An 18,082-nucleotide genomic window follows, 5' to 3' on the forward strand; every position below is an offset into this window, starting at 1 on the left:
TCTTGCCGGAGGATGGAGATCACGAATTCGTGATCGTCTGGTGTGCCGCGTAACGAACTGAAAGATCGGCCGAATTGCAATTCAGGAGCCTGCGTGCGCGAACGTGAGGATGAATGGACCGGCCTGATGCGGTCGGCCATTTCAGGCGATGACGCGGCGTATCATCGCCTGCTCAAGGCCATCACGCCGGTACTCCGTGCCGCGGCGCGCCGCGGCCTGGCGCGCGCGGGACAGCCGGTCGATCAATCCGAGGACATCGTGCAGGACATCTTGTTGGCGGTGCATTTGAAGCGACAGACCTGGGATACAAGCGCGGCGTTCGCGCCGTGGCTGTTCGCGATCGCACGCAACAAGCTGATCGACGCGCTGCGCCGCCGCGGCAAGCGGATCTTCGTCAACATCGATGATTTTGCCGAGACGCTGCCCGGGGAAACACCGGAACCGACGGCCTCGCCGGGCGAGGTAAGCGCCCAGCTGCAGGCGTTGCCCGCGCGGCAGCGCGAGGTGCTGCAATCGATCGCGGTCGACAGCGCCTCGATCAAGGACACCGCGGCGAAATTCTCGATGAGCGAGGGCGCGGTGCGGGTCGCGCTGCATCGCGGGCTTGCGAGCCTCACCGCGAAATTACGGGATCGATGAGCATGGACACCGATCAACTCATTCGGACCCTGGCCGCCGACAATGCCTATCGCGCGCGTCCGATCGGTCTTGCGCTGATGCTGGCACTGCTGGCGGCGGCGCCGGTCTCGCTCCTGATTTTCTTCGCCGAACTCGGCGTGCGGCCCGACGTGATGACCGCCATGCACAATCCGTTCTTCGACCTGAAGTTCGCGGTGACGCTGGCGCTCGCCGCTTCGGCGATCGCGGTCAGCCTGCATCTGTCGCGGCCGGAGGCTTCGCTGCGCGGCTTCGGCTGGTGGCTGCTGATTCCCGCCGGCATCCTCGTCGCCGCGATCAGCGGCGAGATGATGATGCCGCAGCGTACGCCGATGATGACGCGGCTGATCGGCAAGAATTCGATGGCCTGCATGACCGCGATCCCCGCGATGTCGCTGCCGCTGCTGGTCGGCGCGCTGTACGGGCTGCGGCAGGGCGCGCCGGCGCGACCGGCGGTCGCGGGCGCGATAGCCGGCCTGCTCTCGGCAGGGCTCGCGGCGACCGTCTATGCGTCGCACTGCACCGATGACTCGCCGCTATTCGTCGCCACCTGGTACACGCTGGCGACCGCGATCGTCGCGAGCGTCGGCGCGCTGATGGGAAACCGGGCCCTACGATATTGAGTAGCCCGGATGGAGCCAACGGGTCGCGCGAACGCGCGCCTGCGCCCTAACCTCCCCTTGAAAAGGGGAGGTCGCTTTGCTCGTCAGAGCAAAGCGGGTGGGGATCAGCTCTCGCCAAGAGCAGCGTCGCCTGCGGCTGACCCCCATCCCGACCTTCCCCCTTTCAGGGGGAACGGGAAGAGAGCTTCGTAGCCCGGATTGCGCTGCGCTTCATCCGGGCTACGGCAGAGATATTAGGCCGCGGGCGCGGACTGCTGCATGCGATGGAAGCGCAGCACCTGCTGCGCGGTCGATGGCCGCAGCCGCTCATAGGTGTCCTTGCAGGCCTGCAAATCGGTCGGCTCGCCGCCCGAGATGTCGTCGCGCAGGTTGATGATCGCCCGCACCGTCGACCATGACAGGCCCGAGACCTTGGCCAGGATCATGACGCCCTCGGCGCGGGTTTCGATCATCATGTTCTCGGCGACGCTGACCGAGACGTTGGCGAGCGCGGCCAGCGAGGCATTGGTCTCGTCGAACTTGCCGGCCTCGGCGAAGGCTGCGAGCTGGAATTCGTCGAGCCGGCCGTCCTGATAGAGCGACTTGACCAGGGCATGCGCGATCGCGGTGTCCGGCGTCACGGCGGCCGGCGCCGAGCGCGCGCGTCGCGTCGCTTCCTTCACCGCGATCGGAATCTCCTTGGCCTGCTGCGGATTGGCAGCCTCGAGCCGCTGCCTGACCGCGTCCGAGGCCTTGGCAACCAGCTTGAGATAGAGATGCCGCGGGATGTTCGGGCGCAGGCCGACGCAGGTCGACAGATTGTCGTCGCCCTCGGCGCGGCTGACCAGGCGGGTGAAGCCGCGCTCGGTGAACTCCGCGCCGGGATTATTCACCGCGCTCTGGATCACCTCGTCATTGCCGCGCAGCACCAGCACGTCGGTGACGGCGCCGCTCAGCGTCTTGCGGTTCGAGATCGCGAGCAGATGCGCCTGGCTCTTGCTGCGCGCCGTTTCGATCAGGGTGTCGTCGTCGAGCCGCGGCGACAGCGTCAGCACGGGGCCCGCGACCTCGATCAGGTCGTCGAAGGCAAGGGTGCGGATGGTCTGCGGCGGCGCGGTGTCGATCGGGGCGAGGCGGTTGGCGAGCAGCGCCTTGGCCGAGTTTTCGATGTGCTCGAGCAGGCATTGGAAAACGTCGTCGAACAGCACGATCTGCTCGTTGGAATAGTTCACCGAGCCGTTGATGAAGAGGTCGGTCACGCGGCGCAGCGTCTCGACGCGGCGTGCGACGGTGCCGTGCGCGAGCGTCGTCTGCAGCTCGTCGAGCAGACTTTCGGGGGCGGTCTCGGGCTTCAAGCTCATGACTCTGTCCTGGAGCAGTGGCGACGGCTTCTCCGGCGCCGAAGAGGGAATGAAGGATCTCAGGCGCTGGCGATGCGGTTGCGTCCTCTCGCCTTGGCTGCGTAAAGCGCGCCATCGGCGCGGGCGAGCAACGTATCGGAGTTTTCGCGCGGCTTGAGGGTCGTGACGCCTGCGGAGATCGTCACCCGCATGCCGGGCGAGAATGCGCTCCAGTCGAGATCGGCGATGATCGCGCGCAGCCGCTCGAGCGCGCGGATCGCCTGATCCTGCGACAGGTCGGGCAGCACCAGCAAAAATTCCTCGCCGCCGTAACGGCCGAAGCGATCGACGCTGCGGAGGTTGGCGAACATGCCGATGGCGAAGGTGCGCAGCGCCTCGTCGCCGATCGGATGGCCGTAGACGTCGTTGATGCGCTTGAAATGGTCGAGGTCGATCAGCGCAACCGCGCAGGAGCTGCCGTTGCGGGCGCAGCGGGCTATCTCCTCCTCGAGCGTGCGCATGATGCTGCGGCGATTGGAGGCGCCGGTCAGTTCATCGAGCTCGGCGAGCTCCTCGATGCGCCGGTAGGCCTCCTTCAGCTTCAGTCCGCTCTGATACAGCGATTGCTGCATCGAGCTGGAGAAGATGCCGAGGCACATGCAGCGCCCGATCGTCAGCGCGAACACCAGCATGGTGGCGAGGCGATCGATCCGGGTCGCGGTCGGCATCCCGATCGCCTTGTCGGTGCCGAGGAACAGCGCGGCGAGGCCCAGCACCATGACGGTCCACACGATCGCGGTCTGCCGCGCCGAGGTGCGCAACGCGCCGAAGCCGAACACCACGAACAGGTTGCAGAGGAAAAGCACGCCGACTTCCGGCGCGATGTAGGTGAACACCAGCAGGTTCACCATGTTGATCGCCGATTGCGGCGCGACCAGATAATGGTCGCGGAAGCGCTCGTGAAAGCCGCGCTCGGAGAGCACTACGTAGACGGCGACCAGACAGAGGCCGGTCAGCGCGTACGCCGCCGCCACCCAAACGGACGTGGTGCCGGCATGCGCGTAGATCAGCAGCACGACGGCGTCGAGCACGAAGCAGGCTGCGATCATCGACTGGATCTGGCGGCGCTGCCTGGCCCGGCGCGCCAGGCGCTCGGCCGTGAGCCTGGGACGGCCGCTTTCCGATGCGCCCGCGATCGGGCCGGGAAGTGACGACGCAGCGCTGCCCATGGTCCCGCCATTGGTGAAATTCGGCGAAAATCTACGTGGGAAAGCCTTTAGGTTTGGTATCTTTTGGAACCGAATCTACCCCGGTGTAATCCGGTCATCGCCCTTGTTTCGTAAGGGGAATCCGTTTGCCGAAGCGGGTCGGGAGCGATGTGCCGGGAGCCTGCGCCGTGGTGGACTTCGTGACGGTGCTGGCTTGCCGATAAAGCCTTGGTATGGTCGCGCCGGATGGTGCCTGTCCGCGAGAGTTCTAACTACTATGATACCGTTTATCGAGTCTCGGCCGATTTTTCCTCATTTGAATCGCCGACTGTGGCATAGATCACACATGCAGTGCGGACATTGCCGTAATGTGAAGAATCTTGGCTCTCGCGTCGAACCACGCACCGCCCCCTTCAGACCAACTTTGCGAGACGGCCATTGAGCGCGACACAGGCGGCTTCAGACGACGTTCTGATCGCTCGGATCGCTCAAGGCGACCGGCTTGCCATGCAGGTGCTGTACGGGCGGCACCATGTCAGGGTGTACCGCTTCGGGCTTCGGCTCGTGCGGGACGAACAGGTGGCGGAAGATCTCATCAGCGAGGTCTTCCTGGACGTGTGGCGTCAGGCGGGCAAGTTTGAGGGACGATCCGCCGTTTCGACCTGGCTTCTGGCGATTACCCGGTTCAAGGCGTTGTCTTCGCTGCGGCGAAGGAAGGACGCCGAATTGGACGATGAGGCCGCGAACGCGATCGAGGACACGTCCGACGATCCGGAAACGGTAGTGCAGAAGAAGGACACCGGTGACACGCTGCGTAGGTGCCTGACGGGACTATCGGCGGAACACCGGGAAATTGTCGATCTTGTCTACTATCACGAGAAATCCGTGGAAGATGTCGCTGAGATCGTGGGGATTCCGGAGAATACCGTGAAGACGCGCCTGTTCTATGCGCGCAAGAAACTTGCCGAGTTGCTGAAGGCAGCCGGTGTCGAGCGAGGTTGGCCATGATGGCTGCGAGAAAAAAGGTGCAAGAGCCTGACGATATCGAGATGCTGCTGCCCTGGCACGCGGCCGGCACGCTGAACGCGCGTGACACGCGCCGCGTCGAGGACGCGCTCGCGAGCGATCCGGAGCTCGCCCGGCAATATGCCGTCATTCGCGAGGAATATGCCGAAACCATCGGCCTCAACGAGAGCCTCGGTGCGCCCTCGGCGCGCGCCATGCATAAGCTGTTCGCCGCGATCGATGCCGAGCCGGAGCACAAGCCGTCGATGGGGGCACGCATGTCGGCCTCCGTCTCGGAGTTCTTTTCGAAATTATCGCCGCGGACGCTGGCCTGGTCGTCCGGCCTCGGCGCGGTCGTGGTGTTGTTGCAGGCGGGCGTGATCGGCGCGGTGCTGATGCGCAGCCAGCCGGCTTTGTTCGAGACCGCCTCGCTTGATGCGGTCGAACAACGCAGCGCGCCGAGCGCCGTTGCACCCAGTGCGCCGATCACCCGCGACCTCGGTGCCAGCGTGGTGGCGACGCCGACCCGGCTGTTGGTGCGCTTCACGCCCGATGCCAGGATCGCCGACATCACGTCGCTGCTCGACAATTACCAGGCCTCGATCCTCGACGGGAAGGGCGGGATGTTCCGGTTGCAGTTCCGCGCAATGGACAAGGGCAGCGTCGCTGCGCTGATTGCGCGCTTGCAGAAGGAGAAGATCGTCAGCCTCGCGGTCGAAACGCCGTAATCGGCGGCTGACGGTTCTGCGCCGAGTTGAGGTCACCATGGCCGCCAACGGCCGGACCAGATCGACGAACCACGCGATCGCCGCGGCCGCAGCATTGTTGCTGGTTTGTGTTGCCGGCTCCGCCTCCGCCCAGAATTTCATGCGATCGCCGATCGGTGGCGCGCCACAGGCTTCGCCCGGGCTGCGGGCCAATCCCGGTATGGGCCGTGTTGGTGGCAGTCCCGTCGGCGGGTTCGGCGGCACGGTTGGCCGCATGCCGCCGTCGGTGGACCGCGGCCCAGCCGCGTCGTGGACCGACGATGGGCCACGATCGCGCGTGTCGCCGCCCCCTGTGCGCCCCGCGCCGCGTCTCTCCGCCAATTGCGATGACGGCGATCGCGGCCAATGCTCCGACCGCACGGCCGCCGGCAAGGGCGCAGCGCGGAAGGGCAGGGCCGGCAGTGGCGGCAGTTTGCGTACGCAGGATGCGCCCGGCACGCGAACCGTGCCGAATGAGCTCGTGGCCGAAATCGACGGCGCCTTGACGGAGGCGGAGGCCGATGCGCTCGCGCGCCGCCATGGGTTGAGGCGGATCGCCTCGCAGAATGTCGCGCTGCTGGGTGCGACGATCGGCCTGTTCCGCATCTTGGGCAATCGTTCGGCCGAAACGGCGAGCCGCGAGGTCGCAGGCGATGCCGGCGTCCGCTCCGTGCAGCCGAACTACCGTTACGCGCTGCAGGACCAGAAGGCGTCGGGCGGCAGCGATCCGGCGCAATATGCCCAGACACAGCTCCATCTGCCCGCGGCCCACAAACTCGCACGCGGAATGAATGTCACCATTGCCGTCATCGACTCCGGTGTCGATGCCTCCCATCCGGAGCTGGCGAACACGGTCGCGGATACGTTCGATGCGCTCGGCAGCAAGGATGGCCCGCAAGCCCACGGCACCGCCATTGCCGGCGCGATTGCGGCGCGCGTCAGGCTGACGGGGAGCGCGCCGGAAGTGCGGATCCTGGCGATCCGCGCCTTCGGTGCGGTCGCGGGCGGCGCCGGGAGCACCTCCTATGTGATCCTCAGGAGTCTCGACTACGCGGTGGCGCATGGCGCGCAGATCGTGAATATGAGCTTTGCCGGACCGCAGGATGCACTTGTCGGACGCGCCGTGGCCGCCGCCGCGGCGAGGGACGTCGTGCTGGTCGCTGCGGCCGGCAATGCCGGCGCGACATCGCCGCCGCTGTACCCGGCCGCCAATCCCGGTGTGATCGCGGTGAGTGGCACCGATGCCGGCGACCGGCTGATGGCGGCCTCGAACCGCGGCAGCCATATCGCGTTGGCGGCCCCGGGCGCCGACCTCCTCGTGCCGGTGCCTGATGGCAAGTACCAGCTGATGTCGGGCACCTCGTTTTCGGCCGCGTTCGTCAGCGGCATCGCGGCCTTGGTGCTGGAACGCAATCCGGCATTGAAGCCCGTCGAGGTGCGACGGATCCTGACCAGCACGGCGCGCGATCTCGGGACGCCCGGACGTGACGATCTGTTCGGTGCGGGGGAAGCGGATGCGCTTGCCGCGGTGATGGCGGCGACCAGCGCTCCGGTCGCCTCTGCCGCGGACAAACCGTCGCAGCCTGCAGAGCAGGCCGACGGCAATAACACTTCCGTGAGCCGCACGTCGAATGAACCTGCGCCGTCGATCGCATCGGAGGATTCCGTAGCAAACCGTCGTGCTGCGCAGTGATTTTCGACGCCGAACGCCGGCAACGGTGCGATGGAACCGCGGCGCGAGAAGGTTAAAAAAATCGCCGGCGATTTGAACGTCCGCCTTCCTCTCACGACTTATGTGTGTGGGAGCGGTTTATCCCTCCCCGGCTATATCAGGCGCGAGCGCCCATCCACCCCAAGCGCCCATATGGCTTTGACCCGTCCGGTTGTCCCCCCGGACGGGTCTTTCATTTTGGGGGCACCCTTGCATGACGGGCTTGACCGTGCGCGGCGGCGATGCCGCCGACCGATCGCGGCGGGATGGGCATACGCGCGACGGCTGCGACGGTTTGCTGTGGATCATTCCGCTGTGCGTTGCTCGGGAGCGGTGCGCATCACCACCATGGCAGTCGATGACTTGACGGCAATTCGAGCGAGAAACTCCGTAGTCGAGCGGACTTCTTCGATCGCCGGTTTGCGATTAAGAATTTAGTTAGACTTTATTTACCTTTTCCACAGAATATCGGCGTCACGTCCAGTTGATTCGGTTCGGTTGCGTCTGCGTCCGTTTCTTTTCCTGCGGGCAACTTGAATGACACATCGGACCGACGTGGCCAGAGGCCAGGAGATCGTTGCACGCTGGTGCAACCTCGCCGAGCAAAGGCTGGAGCACCTTACCGAACTGTTCGACACCGGGCGCTGGCGCCGCTATCACAGCGAGCAGGCCTTTCTCGAGAACATCAGGGAAGCCCGCGCCGCGGTCGACATCTGGCGCGAATTGCTGTCGCGCGAAGCCTCGCTCGACAATTCGCCGATCGATCTGTCCTGGCTCGGCCGCGGCAGGTCGAAACTGCCGCCGCGCGATATCTCGCCAGTGCCGGAGCGGCGGTCGGAGGCCGCGACATTGGCGGAGGCCGCCATGACCGCGGTCGCGGCCGCGCTGGGGACGGCAACGGAAGTGCTGGAGCAGCCGCTCACCGTGGCCGACGCGCCGCCGCTGGAGATGCCCCCTCCGGCGGTGCGGCCGCCGGTGCTCGATCTCGACACCATCCAGCGGCGCTATCCGCTGCTGCGCAACGCGCTGTAGGCGACCGCTCTCGCTTATTTTTTGAGCATGATCTCCGTGCAAACGCGTTCCGCGTTTGTCGCGAGGGAAAACCGCTTCGCGCTTGTCCGGATCACGCGCTAGCGCCGCACCGCGTTCGCGCCGACCACAAGCTGCGCATATTGCTGGGCGCCGCCGGCCGACAGATCCGGCGTGATCGGGCGGGCGTGGTCGAGCCCGACTACGGCGCCGCCGGGAGTTTCCGAGATCATGTTGTTGTTGATCAGCGCGGTGCCGGCGCCCGGCACCACCGAGACGCCGATGCCGACGAAGGCATTGCGGACCACGTTGCCCGATATCGCGACGTCGCGCAGGTACTTGCCCCAGCCGGCGACGATGCCGAAGGTCGGCGCGTTCTCGATCACATTGCCGGTCACGGTGCTGTCGGCCTCGACATAGATGCCGATGCCGGCGCCGTCGTTCGGGTCGGTGCCTGCAGGGCGCTTCGGCAGCAGGTTGCGGATGATGTTGCCCTGGACCACCGCGATGCGGCCGCCCTCGTTGAAATTGCACACGGAGACGCCGATCGCGGCGCCGTCGACGGTGTTGTTGGCGATCACCGCGGCCTCGAACGAGAATTCCGAGTAGAGCGCAACCTCGCGGACGTTGCTGACGCTGTTGTCGGTGATGTGGATGTTGGAGGCCGAATTGCCGCGCACCGCCGAGAAGTCGCAGTTCTTGATGCGGTTGCCGCGCACGATCACGTTGCCGGCGCGGAAGGCGTTGATGGCGTTGCCGTACTGCCCGGAGCCGCCGGGGCCGGCCTTGATGTCCTCGATGCGGTTGTCGGCAACGATCGAGCCGTCGTCGCCGATCGCGGTGCGTAGGATCTCGATGCCGTTGTCGTTGGTGCCCTTGATGGTGTTGCGCGACACCATCAGGCCGATCGCGTCGAACGAAACCAGCGCCGTGGTCGCGATGTCGGTGAATACATTGTTGCTGACGTCGCCTGACATCTGCTCGAACCAGATGCCGTTGCCGCCGCTGCCGGTGAAGCGGCAATCGGTGATGCGGATGTCGCGGCCGGACAGGCAATGCACGAGGCCGCGCCGGTTCGGCAGCGGGACGTTGCCGCCGTCGAAGGTGAGGCCCATCAGGACGACGCCGCCGGCGCCTTCGCCTTCCAGCAGCGAGGCGCCGCCGTTGAGCACCAGCCGGCTGGCGCCGCGCACGCCGATCAGCTGGCTGCCGGGGGCAAGCCGCAACAGGCCGGTGCGGTAGACGCCGGGCGGGAACGCGAGCGGCACCTGCGCCCGCGCGGCGTCATCGATCGCGCGCTGCAAATTGCGGGTCTGATCGTCGGGGCTGCCGGGGCGCACGCCATATTGCGTGACGTCGCGGCCGAGCGAGCCGGTCGACGGCGCTGCGGCACGCGCAGCGTCAGGCGACATCGCAAGCGCGCCGGCTGCGCTGGCGGCGGTTGCTCCGATCAGATGGCGGCGGTTGACGTCCATGGGCAAGGCCCTCGCAATATCCGCGAGCGGTGACGTTCGCGGGTCGAGTGGTAGCGCGAAACGCGGCGCGGCATGGTGAACACGCCGACGCAGCGGGGCGATTGTTGGCGGTAGGGTTAATCGCGGGTGGAATTGATTCACGCTGTCAAACAGTCGTTCCTCGGCGTCATCACCCGCGCATGCGGGTGATCCAGTATTCCAGAAACGCCGGTGCTTGAGCAGAGAGGCCGCGACGTCCTGGATGACCGCATGCGCGGGGCCTGATACCGGGGAGAACGAGGGCCCGCGGCTCCTTCCCGGGCGTCGTCCCGGCCTAGTGCGCAATTGCGCACGGGGGCCGGGACCCATACGCCGCGGCTTGTGTTGTGAACGGGACTCGTCATTGCAGCGACGCCCAACAATGATCTTGCGTGGTTATGGGTCCCGGCCTGCGCCGGGACGACACTGAATGGCCGTCGCAGACGTCGTCATTCGATCCAATTTTAGCATTTGCTGGGGTCTGCGGTTGAGCTTGCGTACGCGTGAGTTGGAGGAGGCCAACTAGGGGCGTGTACTTACACCGCCCGATCCGCACGCTCACGCGCGCGAGGCCTGCCGGGTCAGTTTCACCAGCTCCATCAGCATGGCTTCGCCGGCATCGACGAGCGCTTCCAGCGTGATGTGTGATTTGCCAGGCGCGGCCGTTCCGTCATGGGCGAGCGGCGGAACGTGGACGAATTGCGCGAGGCGGAGATCATTGTCGCGGTTCACGGCCTCGATCGCCCGCCAGCTCAGATAGTTGCAGAGATAGCTGCCGGCGTCGCGCGAGGCTCGCGCATCGATCCCGGTCGCCAGCGCGGCGCGCAGCAACTTTTCAGTATGAGGTCCGAACATGCGCGCATCGGCGCCGCCCTCGATCGATCCCTTTCGCGCATGCTGGCGGCCGGCATCGGGGAAGCGTGTCGTCACCGCGTTGCGGGCGCGGCTTTCGATCCGCAGATAGTCGGTGCGGCCGGCGAGGCCGAACATCAAGAGCGCCTGTGGCCGGTGTTTTGCGATCAGCTCCGGCAATTCGCGATCGACGGCCGCGTAGGTGACATCGAAGATGTGGCTCGACAGCGCGACGTCGTCGAAGGCCGGGCGGCGCAGGGCGGTCAGCCGCTTCACCAACGGCATGGTCGGGTTGAACGGCGTACCCGGAAACGGCCCAAAGCCGGTGACGAGGATGCGCAGCCTGCCGCTCAATGCAGCATCTCCGCGATCTGTTCGGCGGCGACCGCGGGCGAGATGCGGCCGCCGGCGACCTCGACCTCCATCTTCTTCACCTTGGCGCGGATCGCGGCATCCGAGCGCAGCCGCGCCATCATCCGGCTCTCCAGCATCGACCACATCCACTTCACCTGCTGTTCCCTGCGGCGGCCGGCGAACTCGCCCGAGGCATTCATCGCGGTGCGGTGGTCGAGGATCTTCTGCCAGAGCCGGTCGAGCCCGGCGCCGGTCAGCGCCGAATAGGTCTCCACCGGCGGATGCCAGTGCTCGGAGCGCGGCGCGAGGATGTGCAGCGCGCTGCGATAGTCGGCGGCGGCGAGGTTGGCGCGCTTGAGGTTGTCGCCGTCGGCCTTGTTGATCGCGATCATGTCGGCGAGCTCGACAAGGCCCTTCTTGATGCCCTGCAATTCATCTCCGGCACCCGGCAGCATCAGCGCCAGGAAGAAGTCGGTCATGTCGCAGACCGCGGTCTCGGACTGGCCGATGCCGACGGTCTCGACCAGCACCACATCGAAGCCGGCGGCCTCGCAGAGTAGCATCGCCTCGCGGGTCTTCGCCGCGACGCCGCCGAGCGTGCCCGAGGAGGGCGAGGGGCGAATGAAGGCCTGATCGGAGACGGCGAGCCGCGCCATCCGTGTCTTGTCGCCGAGGATCGAGCCGCCGGTGCGCGCCGAGGATGGATCGACCGCTAGCACCGCGACCTTGTGGCCGCGCTCGATCAGGAACATGCCGAGCGCATCGATGGTGGTCGACTTGCCGACGCCGGGCGAGCCGGTGATGCCGACCCGTACCGCCTTGCCGGTGTCGGGCAATAGCGCCTGCACCAGCTCGCGCGCTTCGGCCTGGTGATCGCCGCGCCGGCTCTCGACCAGCGTGATCGCCCGCGCCAGCGCGGCGCGGTGGCCGGCGCGGAGGTCCTTGGCGAGGGCGCTTATGTCGGGAGCAGCAGGCTTCGATGCGGTCATGGTCTTGCTTTACAACGGCTGGCCATGGCAGGCGAGGGGAACGCGGATCGGCACTGTCGCGGCTTGTTGATGACGCCCTATTGCTGCTCGTCCGCGTCGCCCTTCGGCCGCGCACCGGCGAAGATTTTTGCGCCTTCCGGCGTCAGATATGGCTTCAGCGTCTCCCACGGAACGAAGATGACATACTGGCCTTCGGCGTAGGGGCCAACAGCATAGGGCGGGTAGTGGAAGGTGAGGCCGGAGCTCTTGCCTGACACGGTCGACGGCGCCAAGCTCACGGCGCCGATCTTGAGCAGGGTCGGCTTCAACTCCTTGTACCATTCGGCGGTCGCGGTCTCGCCGGCGCCGCGCCGCTTCTTCTCGGCATTCAGCGCGGCGATGACGGCCTTGCGCATTGCCGTCAGGCTTGGGCCGTTATCGGCGGTCTCGGTGAAGAAGGGGCGGATGCTGATGCGCTTCTTCGCCGTCGCGTCCCACAGGATCGTGTTGACGTCGGAGTTCGGATGCGCACCGTGGGTGTCCATGTAATCGTCGCGCAGCACGCTCACATAGCGGTCGTCGACGACGGAACGCTCGGAGTATTTGCGTTCGAAGGAGTAGCCGCCGCGGTCCCTGAAGAGCTCAGGCTCATCCTTCCGGGCGGATGCCGCCTCGGCGGCATTCTTGTCGATCCATTTCCGGCCTTCGGCGAGGCAGTCGGCCGCCAGCGCGCTATCTGCCTTGATCTTGTCGTCGAGATAGACGTTGGCCTCGATGCTTGCGTTCTTGATCGTGGCGTCGGGCTTCGGGTCGGCGGCGATGGCGGGGGAAATGAAGAGGAAGCCCCATGTTAGGGCAACGGCCCACTTCACGATGATAGTCAATGTTTCAATTCCCTGGCGAGTTGATCGACGAACGCCTTCAATGGCAACAGATCATCCTCAACCATGATCCACAACAAGCCAGCGTCGGTCCGATGATAGGCATGGCGCAACCAGTTTCCGAGATCGGCCAATCGCCTCCAGTTGATGCCGGTTTCCTTGGCCTTCAAATCGGTTGGAATGTGCCTTGATGCTTCGCTGATCATCTCAAGCAGCCGCTCCACAGCCGGCCGCATCACCAGATTGTTGGCGAAGCTCTCGTGGGTTTGCCCGGCCGTTATGTCCCGAATGCTATCGATCGCTGCGGCAATGTGGCCCATGCGGTCTGCAACGGTTGGCTGCACGTCAGAATACTTCGAGAATGTCGTCGGCGATTCGTTGTGCCAGCCGAGGAGGAAGGGATTGCTTCATGGTTGCTTGCGCCTGCAAGCCCGTCGCGTCTTCAATGATATGCTCGACGCCGATCAGGTTGAGTAACGAAAACGAGGCGTCCGGCTCGACTTCAACCAGCACATCGACGTCACTGTCGGGCCGATAGTCGCCGCGCACGCGCGATCCAAAGATCGCGAGCTTCGACACACCTTCCGCCTTGATGGCATCGGCATTCTCTCGTATCGCTGCCACGATCTCTTCGCGTGTCATGGTTTGGGACCTTGCAATCCCACTAATCTATCATCTACTCCGCCGCCTCGCTGTGGCCGAGCCGGGCGTTGAGCTTTTGGATCAGCTCCTCGGCGGCATCCGAGATCACGGTGCCCGGCGGGAAGATCGCCTCGGCGCCGGCCGCATACAGCGCGTCGTAGTCCTGCGGCGGCACCACGCCGCCGATGATGATCATGATGTCCTCGCGGCCGTGCTTCTTCAACGCGGCCTTCAGTTCCGGCACCGCGGTGAGATGGGCTGCGGCGAGCGAGGAGACGCCGAGAATGTGGACGTCGTTCTCGACCGCCTGGCGGGCGGCTTCATCGGCGGTTGCGAACAGCGGCCCGATATCGACGTCGAAGCCGACATCGGCGAAGGCGGATGCGATCACCTTCTGGCCGCGGTCATGGCCGTCCTGGCCGATTTTTGCCACCAGGATGCGCGGGCGGCGGCCTTCGGCCTCCTCGAACGCATCGATCAGCGCCTGCACCTTTTCGACCTTGTTGGACATCGCCGCTGCCTCTCGCTTGTAGACGCCGGTGATGGACTTGATCTCGGCGCGGTGGCGGCCGAACACCTTTTCCATCGCGTCTGAAATCTCGCCGACGGTGGCCTTGGCGCGCGCGGCGTCGATGGCAAGCGCCAGCAGATTGCCGTTGCCTTCGCCCGCCGAGCGCGTGAGCGCGGCGAGCGCCGCATCGACGTCCTTCTGGTTGCGCTCCGTCTTGAGCCGCGCCAGCTTGTCGATCTGCAGCCGCCGCACGGTGGAGTTCTCCACCTTCAGCACGTCGATCGCCTTCTCGTTCTCGGGCTTGAACTTGTTGACGCCGATCACCGCCTGGCGGCCGGCATCGATCCGCGCCTGGGTCTTGGCGGAGGCTTCCTCGATTCTGAGCTTCGGCACGCCCGCCTCGATCGCCTTGGCCATGCCGCCGAGCGCCTCGACCTCCTGGATGTGACCCCAGGCCTTCTGCGCGAGATCGCGGGTCAGCCGCTCGACATAATAGGAGCCGCCCCAGGGATCGATGATGCGGTTGGTGCCGCTCTCCTGCTGCAGGAACAGCTGGGTGTTGCGGGCGATGCGCGCGGAGAAATCAGTCGGCAGCGCCAGGGCCTCGTCGAGCGCGTTGGTGTGCAGCGACTGGGTGTGGCCTTGCGTTGCCGCCATCGCCTCGATCGTGGTGCGCATCACGTTGTTGAACACGTCCTGCGCGGTCAGCGACCAGCCAGAGGTCTGGCAATGCGTGCGCAGCGACAGCGAGCGCGGATCCTTCGGGTTGAACTGCTTGAGCAGCTTGGCCCAGAGCAGCCGCGCGGCGCGCATCTTGGCGACTTCCATGAAGAAGTTCATGCCGATCGCCCAGAAGAAGGAAAGGCGGGGGGCAAAACGATCGACGTCGAGGCCCGCGGCAAGTCCGGCGCGCAGATATTCGACGCCGTCGGCGAGCGTATAGGCGAGCTCGAGGTCCTGCGTCGCGCCGGCTTCCTGCATGTGGTAGCCGGAAATGGAAATGGAGTTGTATTTCGGCATCCGCTGCGAGGTATAGGCGAAGATGTCGGAGATGATCCGCATCGAGGGCGCGGGCGGATAGATATAGGTGTTGCGCACCATGAATTCTTTCAGAATGTCGTTCTGAATGGTGCCCGACAGTTTCTCCGGCGGCACGCCCTGTTCCTCGGCGGCGGCGACGAACAGCGCGAGGATCGGCAGCACCGCGCCGTTCATGGTCATCGACACGCTCATCTGGTCGAGCGGGATGCCGGCGAACAGCGTGCGCATGTCGTAGATGGAATCGATCGCGACGCCGGCCATGCCGACGTCGCCGGAGACGCGCGGATGATCCGAGTCGTAGCCGCGGTGGGTGGCGAGGTCGAATGCGACCGACAGGCCCTTCTGCCCAGCGGCGAGGTTGCGGCGATAGAATGCGTTGGAGTCCTCCGCCGTGGAGAAGCCGGCATATTGCCGGATCGTCCAGGGCTGGTTGACATACATGGTCGGGTAGGGGCCGCGCAGATAGGGGGCGATGCCCGGCCAGGTCTCGAGGAAGTCGATGCCTTCGAGATCGGCCTCGCCGTAGACGGATTTGACCGGGATGCCCTCGGGCGTCAGCCACGGCTCGGCGCTCGCAGCCGGGGCCGTGGTGGCAACGGGCTGGAAGGCGACATCGGCGAAATTGGGAATGCGGGTCATTCCTGGGCTTCCTCAAACTGGCGATTGCGTTCGATCAATCGCTGTAGCTTCTAACTCAATCATGATCCGGATGCTGATGGCTGACGATCGTCGCCATCTTGTCCGGTCCGTAATTCTGCATCGTGGTCTGGCTCGGCAGGTTGGCAATGCCGACCACCCAGCCGTGGCGGGACTCGGTCCCGAATTGCTGCGTCGGTATCACCCGGTCGGGCCGGTCGAATGAGCCCGTCATGATCTCGATCCGCGGCCCGTCGATACGGCGGAAGCTCAGGGGCGTTCCGCAGGCCGCGCAGAAGTCGCGCTCGGCGATCGAGGAGGACCTGAACGCGGCGGGCTTGCCGCGGGTCCATTTGAAGTCGTTGCGATCGATGTCGGCGAAGGAGGCAAATGGCGCGCCGGACGCCTTCTGGCACATCCGGCAGTGGCAGATGCTGATCCGGGTCGGTGCCGCCGAGACGGCAAATCGGACGGCGCCGCACTGGCAGCCGCCGGTCAGAATGGGTGTCGATGGTGCCTCTGCGCTCATGTCTGCTCCATCCGCCGATAGGCCTCGCGCAATGTTGCCAGCGCATCACCGCCGGCGAAGACGAACTCGCCGATGCCGGCCGCCCGCAGCGCCGATTCCTGGTCGGCGGGCCGCCCTGCCAGATAGATATGCCTTGCTCCGGCGCCGTGAAGGGCCCTGGCGACCTCAGCGGCGCTGACGGCATAGACCTTATCCGAGGAACAAATGCACGCCATCGTGGCGCCGGAGGCCTTGAAGGCTGCGGCCAGCGCCGCCGCGTCGGCAAAGCCCTCGCTGTCGATGGCCTCGATCCCGCCGGTTTCGAAGAAGCTCTTGGCAAAGGTCGCGCGAGCGGTGAAGTCCGCCGCGGTGCCGAGATTGGCCAGGAAGATCTTCGGCCGTGCGCCATGCGCCCTGAGCGCGGCATCCGACTTGTCGCGCAGCGCCTCGAACGGCTCGGCGAGCCGCATCGGTGCGAGGGCATCGAACTTCACCTTGGCGTCGGCGGGGGACGCCGGCGCTGATGGTTTCACATCCAGCACCGCGGGGGCGGCCTCGCGCAGATCCGGAAATTCGCTGGCGCCGGTCAGCACGTCGCGGCGCTTCGCCACATTGGTCTCGCGCAGCAATCGCGTTGCCGCAACCTTGTTTTGCAGCAGGCCTTGCTCGAGTGCGGCGAAGATGCCGCCGGCCTTCTCGATCTCCTGGAACAGCGTCCATGCCGCCTCGCAGAGCTGCGAGGTCAGCGTCTCGATGCCGCCGGCGCCGGCCGCGGGATCGGAGACCTTTGCCAGGTTGGACTCATCGAGCAGCACGAGTTGGGTGTTGCGCGCCACGCGCCGGGCGAAGTCATCAGGCAGGCCGAGCGCCAGCGTGTGTGGCAGCACCGTGATCGCATTGGCGCCACCGAGCCCGGCCGCAAAGGTTGCGATCGTCGCGCGCAGCATGTTCACATTGGGATCGCGCTGGGTCAGCATGCGCCAGGCGGTCTGCGCGTTGACGAAGATCGGCTTCGGCGCGAGGCCGCAGGCCTGCTCGACCCGTGCCCAGAGCAGCCGCAACGCGCGGAATTTCGCCATGGTCAGGAACTGGTCGGCATCGGCGCTGAGGCGGAACGAGATGCCCGCACGCGCCGCATCGAGATCGATGCCGGCGCCTTCCAGCATGCGCAGATAGGCGAGGCCCAGCGCGAGCGTGAAACCGAGTTCCTGCACCTCGGAGCCGCCGGCATCATGGACCGGCCGGCCGTCGGCCAGCACGAACGGCCCCTTGAAGCCGCGCTTGATCAGGCCATTGACGACCTGGCCGAACGACTTTTCGTAGTTGGGCCAGGCGATGGCCGCAGCACCGCGCACGGCCATGGTGCTGAGCGCCTGGTAATTGAAATGCAGGTCGAGCTTGGCCGGGTCGAGCTTGCGGGCCTCGACCATGTCGGCAAAGGTCTCGCCGGCGTTCTCGCGTCCGATCACCGGGTTGAGCGCGATCATGATGCCGGCATCGAGATGGACGCCGCCGCAGGCGCGCGCCAGCGTCTTCTTGCTGGCATCGGCAAGGCCGAAGCCGCGCGCACCGGGACCGCCGGCGAACTCGAATTCGAGGCCGGTCGCGCCGTTCTCGAGATCCTGCAGCGCTTGCGCATTGGCCTGTGCGGCATCGGGGTGATCGACCCGCTGCAGGATCTGCCAGGGCGCAGCCGCGGCGCGGCCGGCAAGCGGGCTTGAGTTGGTGGCGCGGCGGTAGATCGGATCGATCTTCAGGCCGTCATAGGTCTTGCCGACCAGCTTCTCGAACGGGGCGCCTTTCAGCACGCCGTCGACCAGCTTGCGCCAGTCGTCATAGGTCGCAGGTCGAAAATCCGAAGCCAGAGCCAAATCGTCAGTCGAGGTCGTCATCCGCCC

At 65.8% G+C, this 18,082-nt stretch carries 17 protein-coding genes; 6 read left to right on the forward strand and 11 right to left on the reverse strand.

What is annotated here, in order from left to right; all coding sequences use genetic code 11:
• Positions 1–93: 93 nt before the first annotated feature.
• Both IF803_RS00060 and IF803_RS00065 read left to right on the forward strand, forming a co-directional pair.
• Complete coding sequence (locus IF803_RS00060; RefSeq protein WP_028345371.1) at positions 94–639, forward strand: sigma-70 family RNA polymerase sigma factor; 546 nt, start codon at positions 94–96, stop codon at positions 637–639.
• Between the two features lie 2 nt (positions 640–641).
• Entirely contained in the window at positions 642–1,280 is a 639-nt protein-coding gene (locus tag IF803_RS00065; protein WP_461190867.1) for an NrsF family protein, read from the forward strand.
• 233 nt (positions 1,281–1,513) lie between these two features.
• On the opposite strand, the gene IF803_RS00070 is transcribed toward IF803_RS00065, so the two are convergent.
• Positions 1,514–2,620, reverse strand: a complete 1,107-nt coding sequence (locus tag IF803_RS00070) for a DUF2336 domain-containing protein (RefSeq protein WP_212055335.1) — start codon at positions 2,618–2,620, stop codon at positions 1,514–1,516.
• Between the two features lie 59 nt (positions 2,621–2,679).
• Positions 2,680–3,828, reverse strand: coding sequence for a GGDEF domain-containing protein (locus IF803_RS00075; protein WP_461190868.1), 1,149 nt, complete (start codon positions 3,826–3,828; stop codon positions 2,680–2,682).
• A gap of 417 nt (positions 3,829–4,245) precedes the next feature.
• Here IF803_RS00075 and IF803_RS00080 point away from each other — a divergent pair, with 417 nt between their 5' ends.
• The 4 genes from IF803_RS00080 to IF803_RS00095 all read left to right on the forward strand — a co-directional run bounded on the left by IF803_RS00080 (position 4,246) and on the right by IF803_RS00095 (position 8,301).
• Complete coding sequence (locus IF803_RS00080; protein WP_016843228.1) at positions 4,246–4,815, forward strand: sigma-70 family RNA polymerase sigma factor; 570 nt, start codon at positions 4,246–4,248, stop codon at positions 4,813–4,815.
• Entirely contained in the window at positions 4,812–5,540 is a 729-nt protein-coding gene (locus IF803_RS00085; protein ID WP_461190869.1) for a hypothetical protein, read from the forward strand. The genes IF803_RS00080 and IF803_RS00085 overlap by 4 nt, the downstream gene beginning before the upstream one ends.
• Positions 5,541–5,577: 37 nt before the next feature.
• Positions 5,578–7,251 (forward strand): S8 family serine peptidase, encoded by a 1,674-nt coding sequence (locus tag IF803_RS00090; protein ID WP_461190870.1) that lies wholly within the window; start codon positions 5,578–5,580, stop codon positions 7,249–7,251.
• A gap of 555 nt (positions 7,252–7,806) precedes the next feature.
• Positions 7,807–8,301: a TIGR03809 family protein gene (locus IF803_RS00095; RefSeq protein ID WP_461190871.1), complete on the forward strand. Its 495-nt coding sequence runs from the start codon at positions 7,807–7,809 to the stop codon at positions 8,299–8,301.
• A gap of 98 nt (positions 8,302–8,399) precedes the next feature.
• On the opposite strand, the gene IF803_RS00100 is transcribed toward IF803_RS00095, so the two are convergent.
• The 9 genes from IF803_RS00100 to IF803_RS00140 form a co-directional block, all read right to left on the reverse strand.
• Positions 8,400–9,773 carry a TIGR03808 family TAT-translocated repetitive protein gene (locus tag IF803_RS00100; RefSeq protein WP_461190872.1) on the reverse strand — a complete coding sequence of 458 codons (1,374 nt, stop codon included), beginning with the start codon at positions 9,771–9,773 and terminating at the stop codon, positions 8,400–8,402.
• Positions 9,774–10,349: 576 nt separating this feature from the next.
• Positions 10,350–10,997, reverse strand: coding sequence for a pyroglutamyl-peptidase I (locus IF803_RS00105; RefSeq protein WP_461190873.1), 648 nt, complete (start codon positions 10,995–10,997; stop codon positions 10,350–10,352).
• Complete coding sequence (gene meaB / locus IF803_RS00110) at positions 10,994–11,986, reverse strand: methylmalonyl Co-A mutase-associated GTPase MeaB (RefSeq protein ID WP_461190874.1); 993 nt, start codon at positions 11,984–11,986, stop codon at positions 10,994–10,996. Before meaB ends, IF803_RS00105 begins: the two co-directional genes overlap by 4 nt.
• A 77-nt stretch (positions 11,987–12,063) precedes the next feature.
• Positions 12,064–12,843, reverse strand: coding sequence for a DUF3298 and DUF4163 domain-containing protein (locus IF803_RS00115; protein WP_461191054.1), 780 nt, complete (start codon positions 12,841–12,843; stop codon positions 12,064–12,066).
• A 2-nt stretch (positions 12,844–12,845) separates the two neighbouring features.
• Positions 12,846–13,166: a HepT-like ribonuclease domain-containing protein gene (locus IF803_RS00120; RefSeq protein ID WP_461190875.1), complete on the reverse strand. Its 321-nt coding sequence runs from the start codon at positions 13,164–13,166 to the stop codon at positions 12,846–12,848.
• 25 nt (positions 13,167–13,191) lie between these two features.
• A complete protein-coding gene (locus IF803_RS00125) occupies positions 13,192–13,488 on the reverse strand; it encodes a nucleotidyltransferase family protein (protein ID WP_461190876.1) in 297 nt (98 codons plus the stop codon).
• A 34-nt stretch (positions 13,489–13,522) separates the two neighbouring features.
• Positions 13,523–15,679: a methylmalonyl-CoA mutase gene (gene scpA / locus IF803_RS00130; RefSeq protein WP_461190877.1), complete on the reverse strand. Its 2,157-nt coding sequence runs from the start codon at positions 15,677–15,679 to the stop codon at positions 13,523–13,525.
• 55 nt (positions 15,680–15,734) lie between these two features.
• Positions 15,735–16,205, reverse strand: a complete 471-nt coding sequence (locus IF803_RS00135; RefSeq protein WP_461190878.1) for a GFA family protein — start codon at positions 16,203–16,205, stop codon at positions 15,735–15,737.
• A complete protein-coding gene (locus tag IF803_RS00140; protein WP_461190879.1) occupies positions 16,202–18,076 on the reverse strand; it encodes a methylmalonyl-CoA mutase family protein in 1,875 nt (624 codons plus the stop codon). Before IF803_RS00140 ends, IF803_RS00135 begins: the two co-directional genes overlap by 4 nt.
• Positions 18,077–18,082: the final 6 nt, after the last annotated feature.

It is taken from the genome of Bradyrhizobium sp. UFLA06-06 (assembly GCF_054820065.1).

Bases quoted from the DNA above. Each gene is read 5' to 3' on its own strand.
- IF803_RS00140 (WP_461190879.1), bottom strand. From the start codon at position 18,076: ATGACGACCTCGACTGACGATTTGGCTCTGGCTTCGGATTTTCGACCT.
- IF803_RS00090 (WP_461190870.1), top strand. From the start codon at position 5,578: ATGGCCGCCAACGGCCGGACCAGATCGACGAACCACGCGATCGCCGCG.
- IF803_RS00135 (WP_461190878.1), bottom strand. From the start codon at position 16,205: ATGAGCGCAGAGGCACCATCGACACCCATTCTGACCGGCGGCTGCCAG.
- IF803_RS00085 (WP_461190869.1), top strand. From the start codon at position 4,812: ATGATGGCTGCGAGAAAAAAGGTGCAAGAGCCTGACGATATCGAGATG.
- IF803_RS00070 (WP_212055335.1), bottom strand. From the start codon at position 2,620: ATGAGCTTGAAGCCCGAGACCGCCCCCGAAAGTCTGCTCGACGAGCTG.
- IF803_RS00075 (WP_461190868.1), bottom strand. From the start codon at position 3,828: ATGGGCAGCGCTGCGTCGTCACTTCCCGGCCCGATCGCGGGCGCATCG.
- IF803_RS00095 (WP_461190871.1), top strand. From the start codon at position 7,807: ATGACACATCGGACCGACGTGGCCAGAGGCCAGGAGATCGTTGCACGC.
- IF803_RS00100 (WP_461190872.1), bottom strand. From the start codon at position 9,773: ATGGACGTCAACCGCCGCCATCTGATCGGAGCAACCGCCGCCAGCGCA.
- IF803_RS00125 (WP_461190876.1), bottom strand. From the start codon at position 13,488: ATGACACGCGAAGAGATCGTGGCAGCGATACGAGAGAATGCCGATGCC.
- IF803_RS00065 (WP_461190867.1), top strand. From the start codon at position 642: ATGGACACCGATCAACTCATTCGGACCCTGGCCGCCGACAATGCCTAT.
- scpA (WP_461190877.1), bottom strand. From the start codon at position 15,679: ATGACCCGCATTCCCAATTTCGCCGATGTCGCCTTCCAGCCCGTTGCC.
- IF803_RS00120 (WP_461190875.1), bottom strand. From the start codon at position 13,166: ATGGGCCACATTGCCGCAGCGATCGATAGCATTCGGGACATAACGGCC.
- meaB (WP_461190874.1), bottom strand. From the start codon at position 11,986: ATGACCGCATCGAAGCCTGCTGCTCCCGACATAAGCGCCCTCGCCAAG.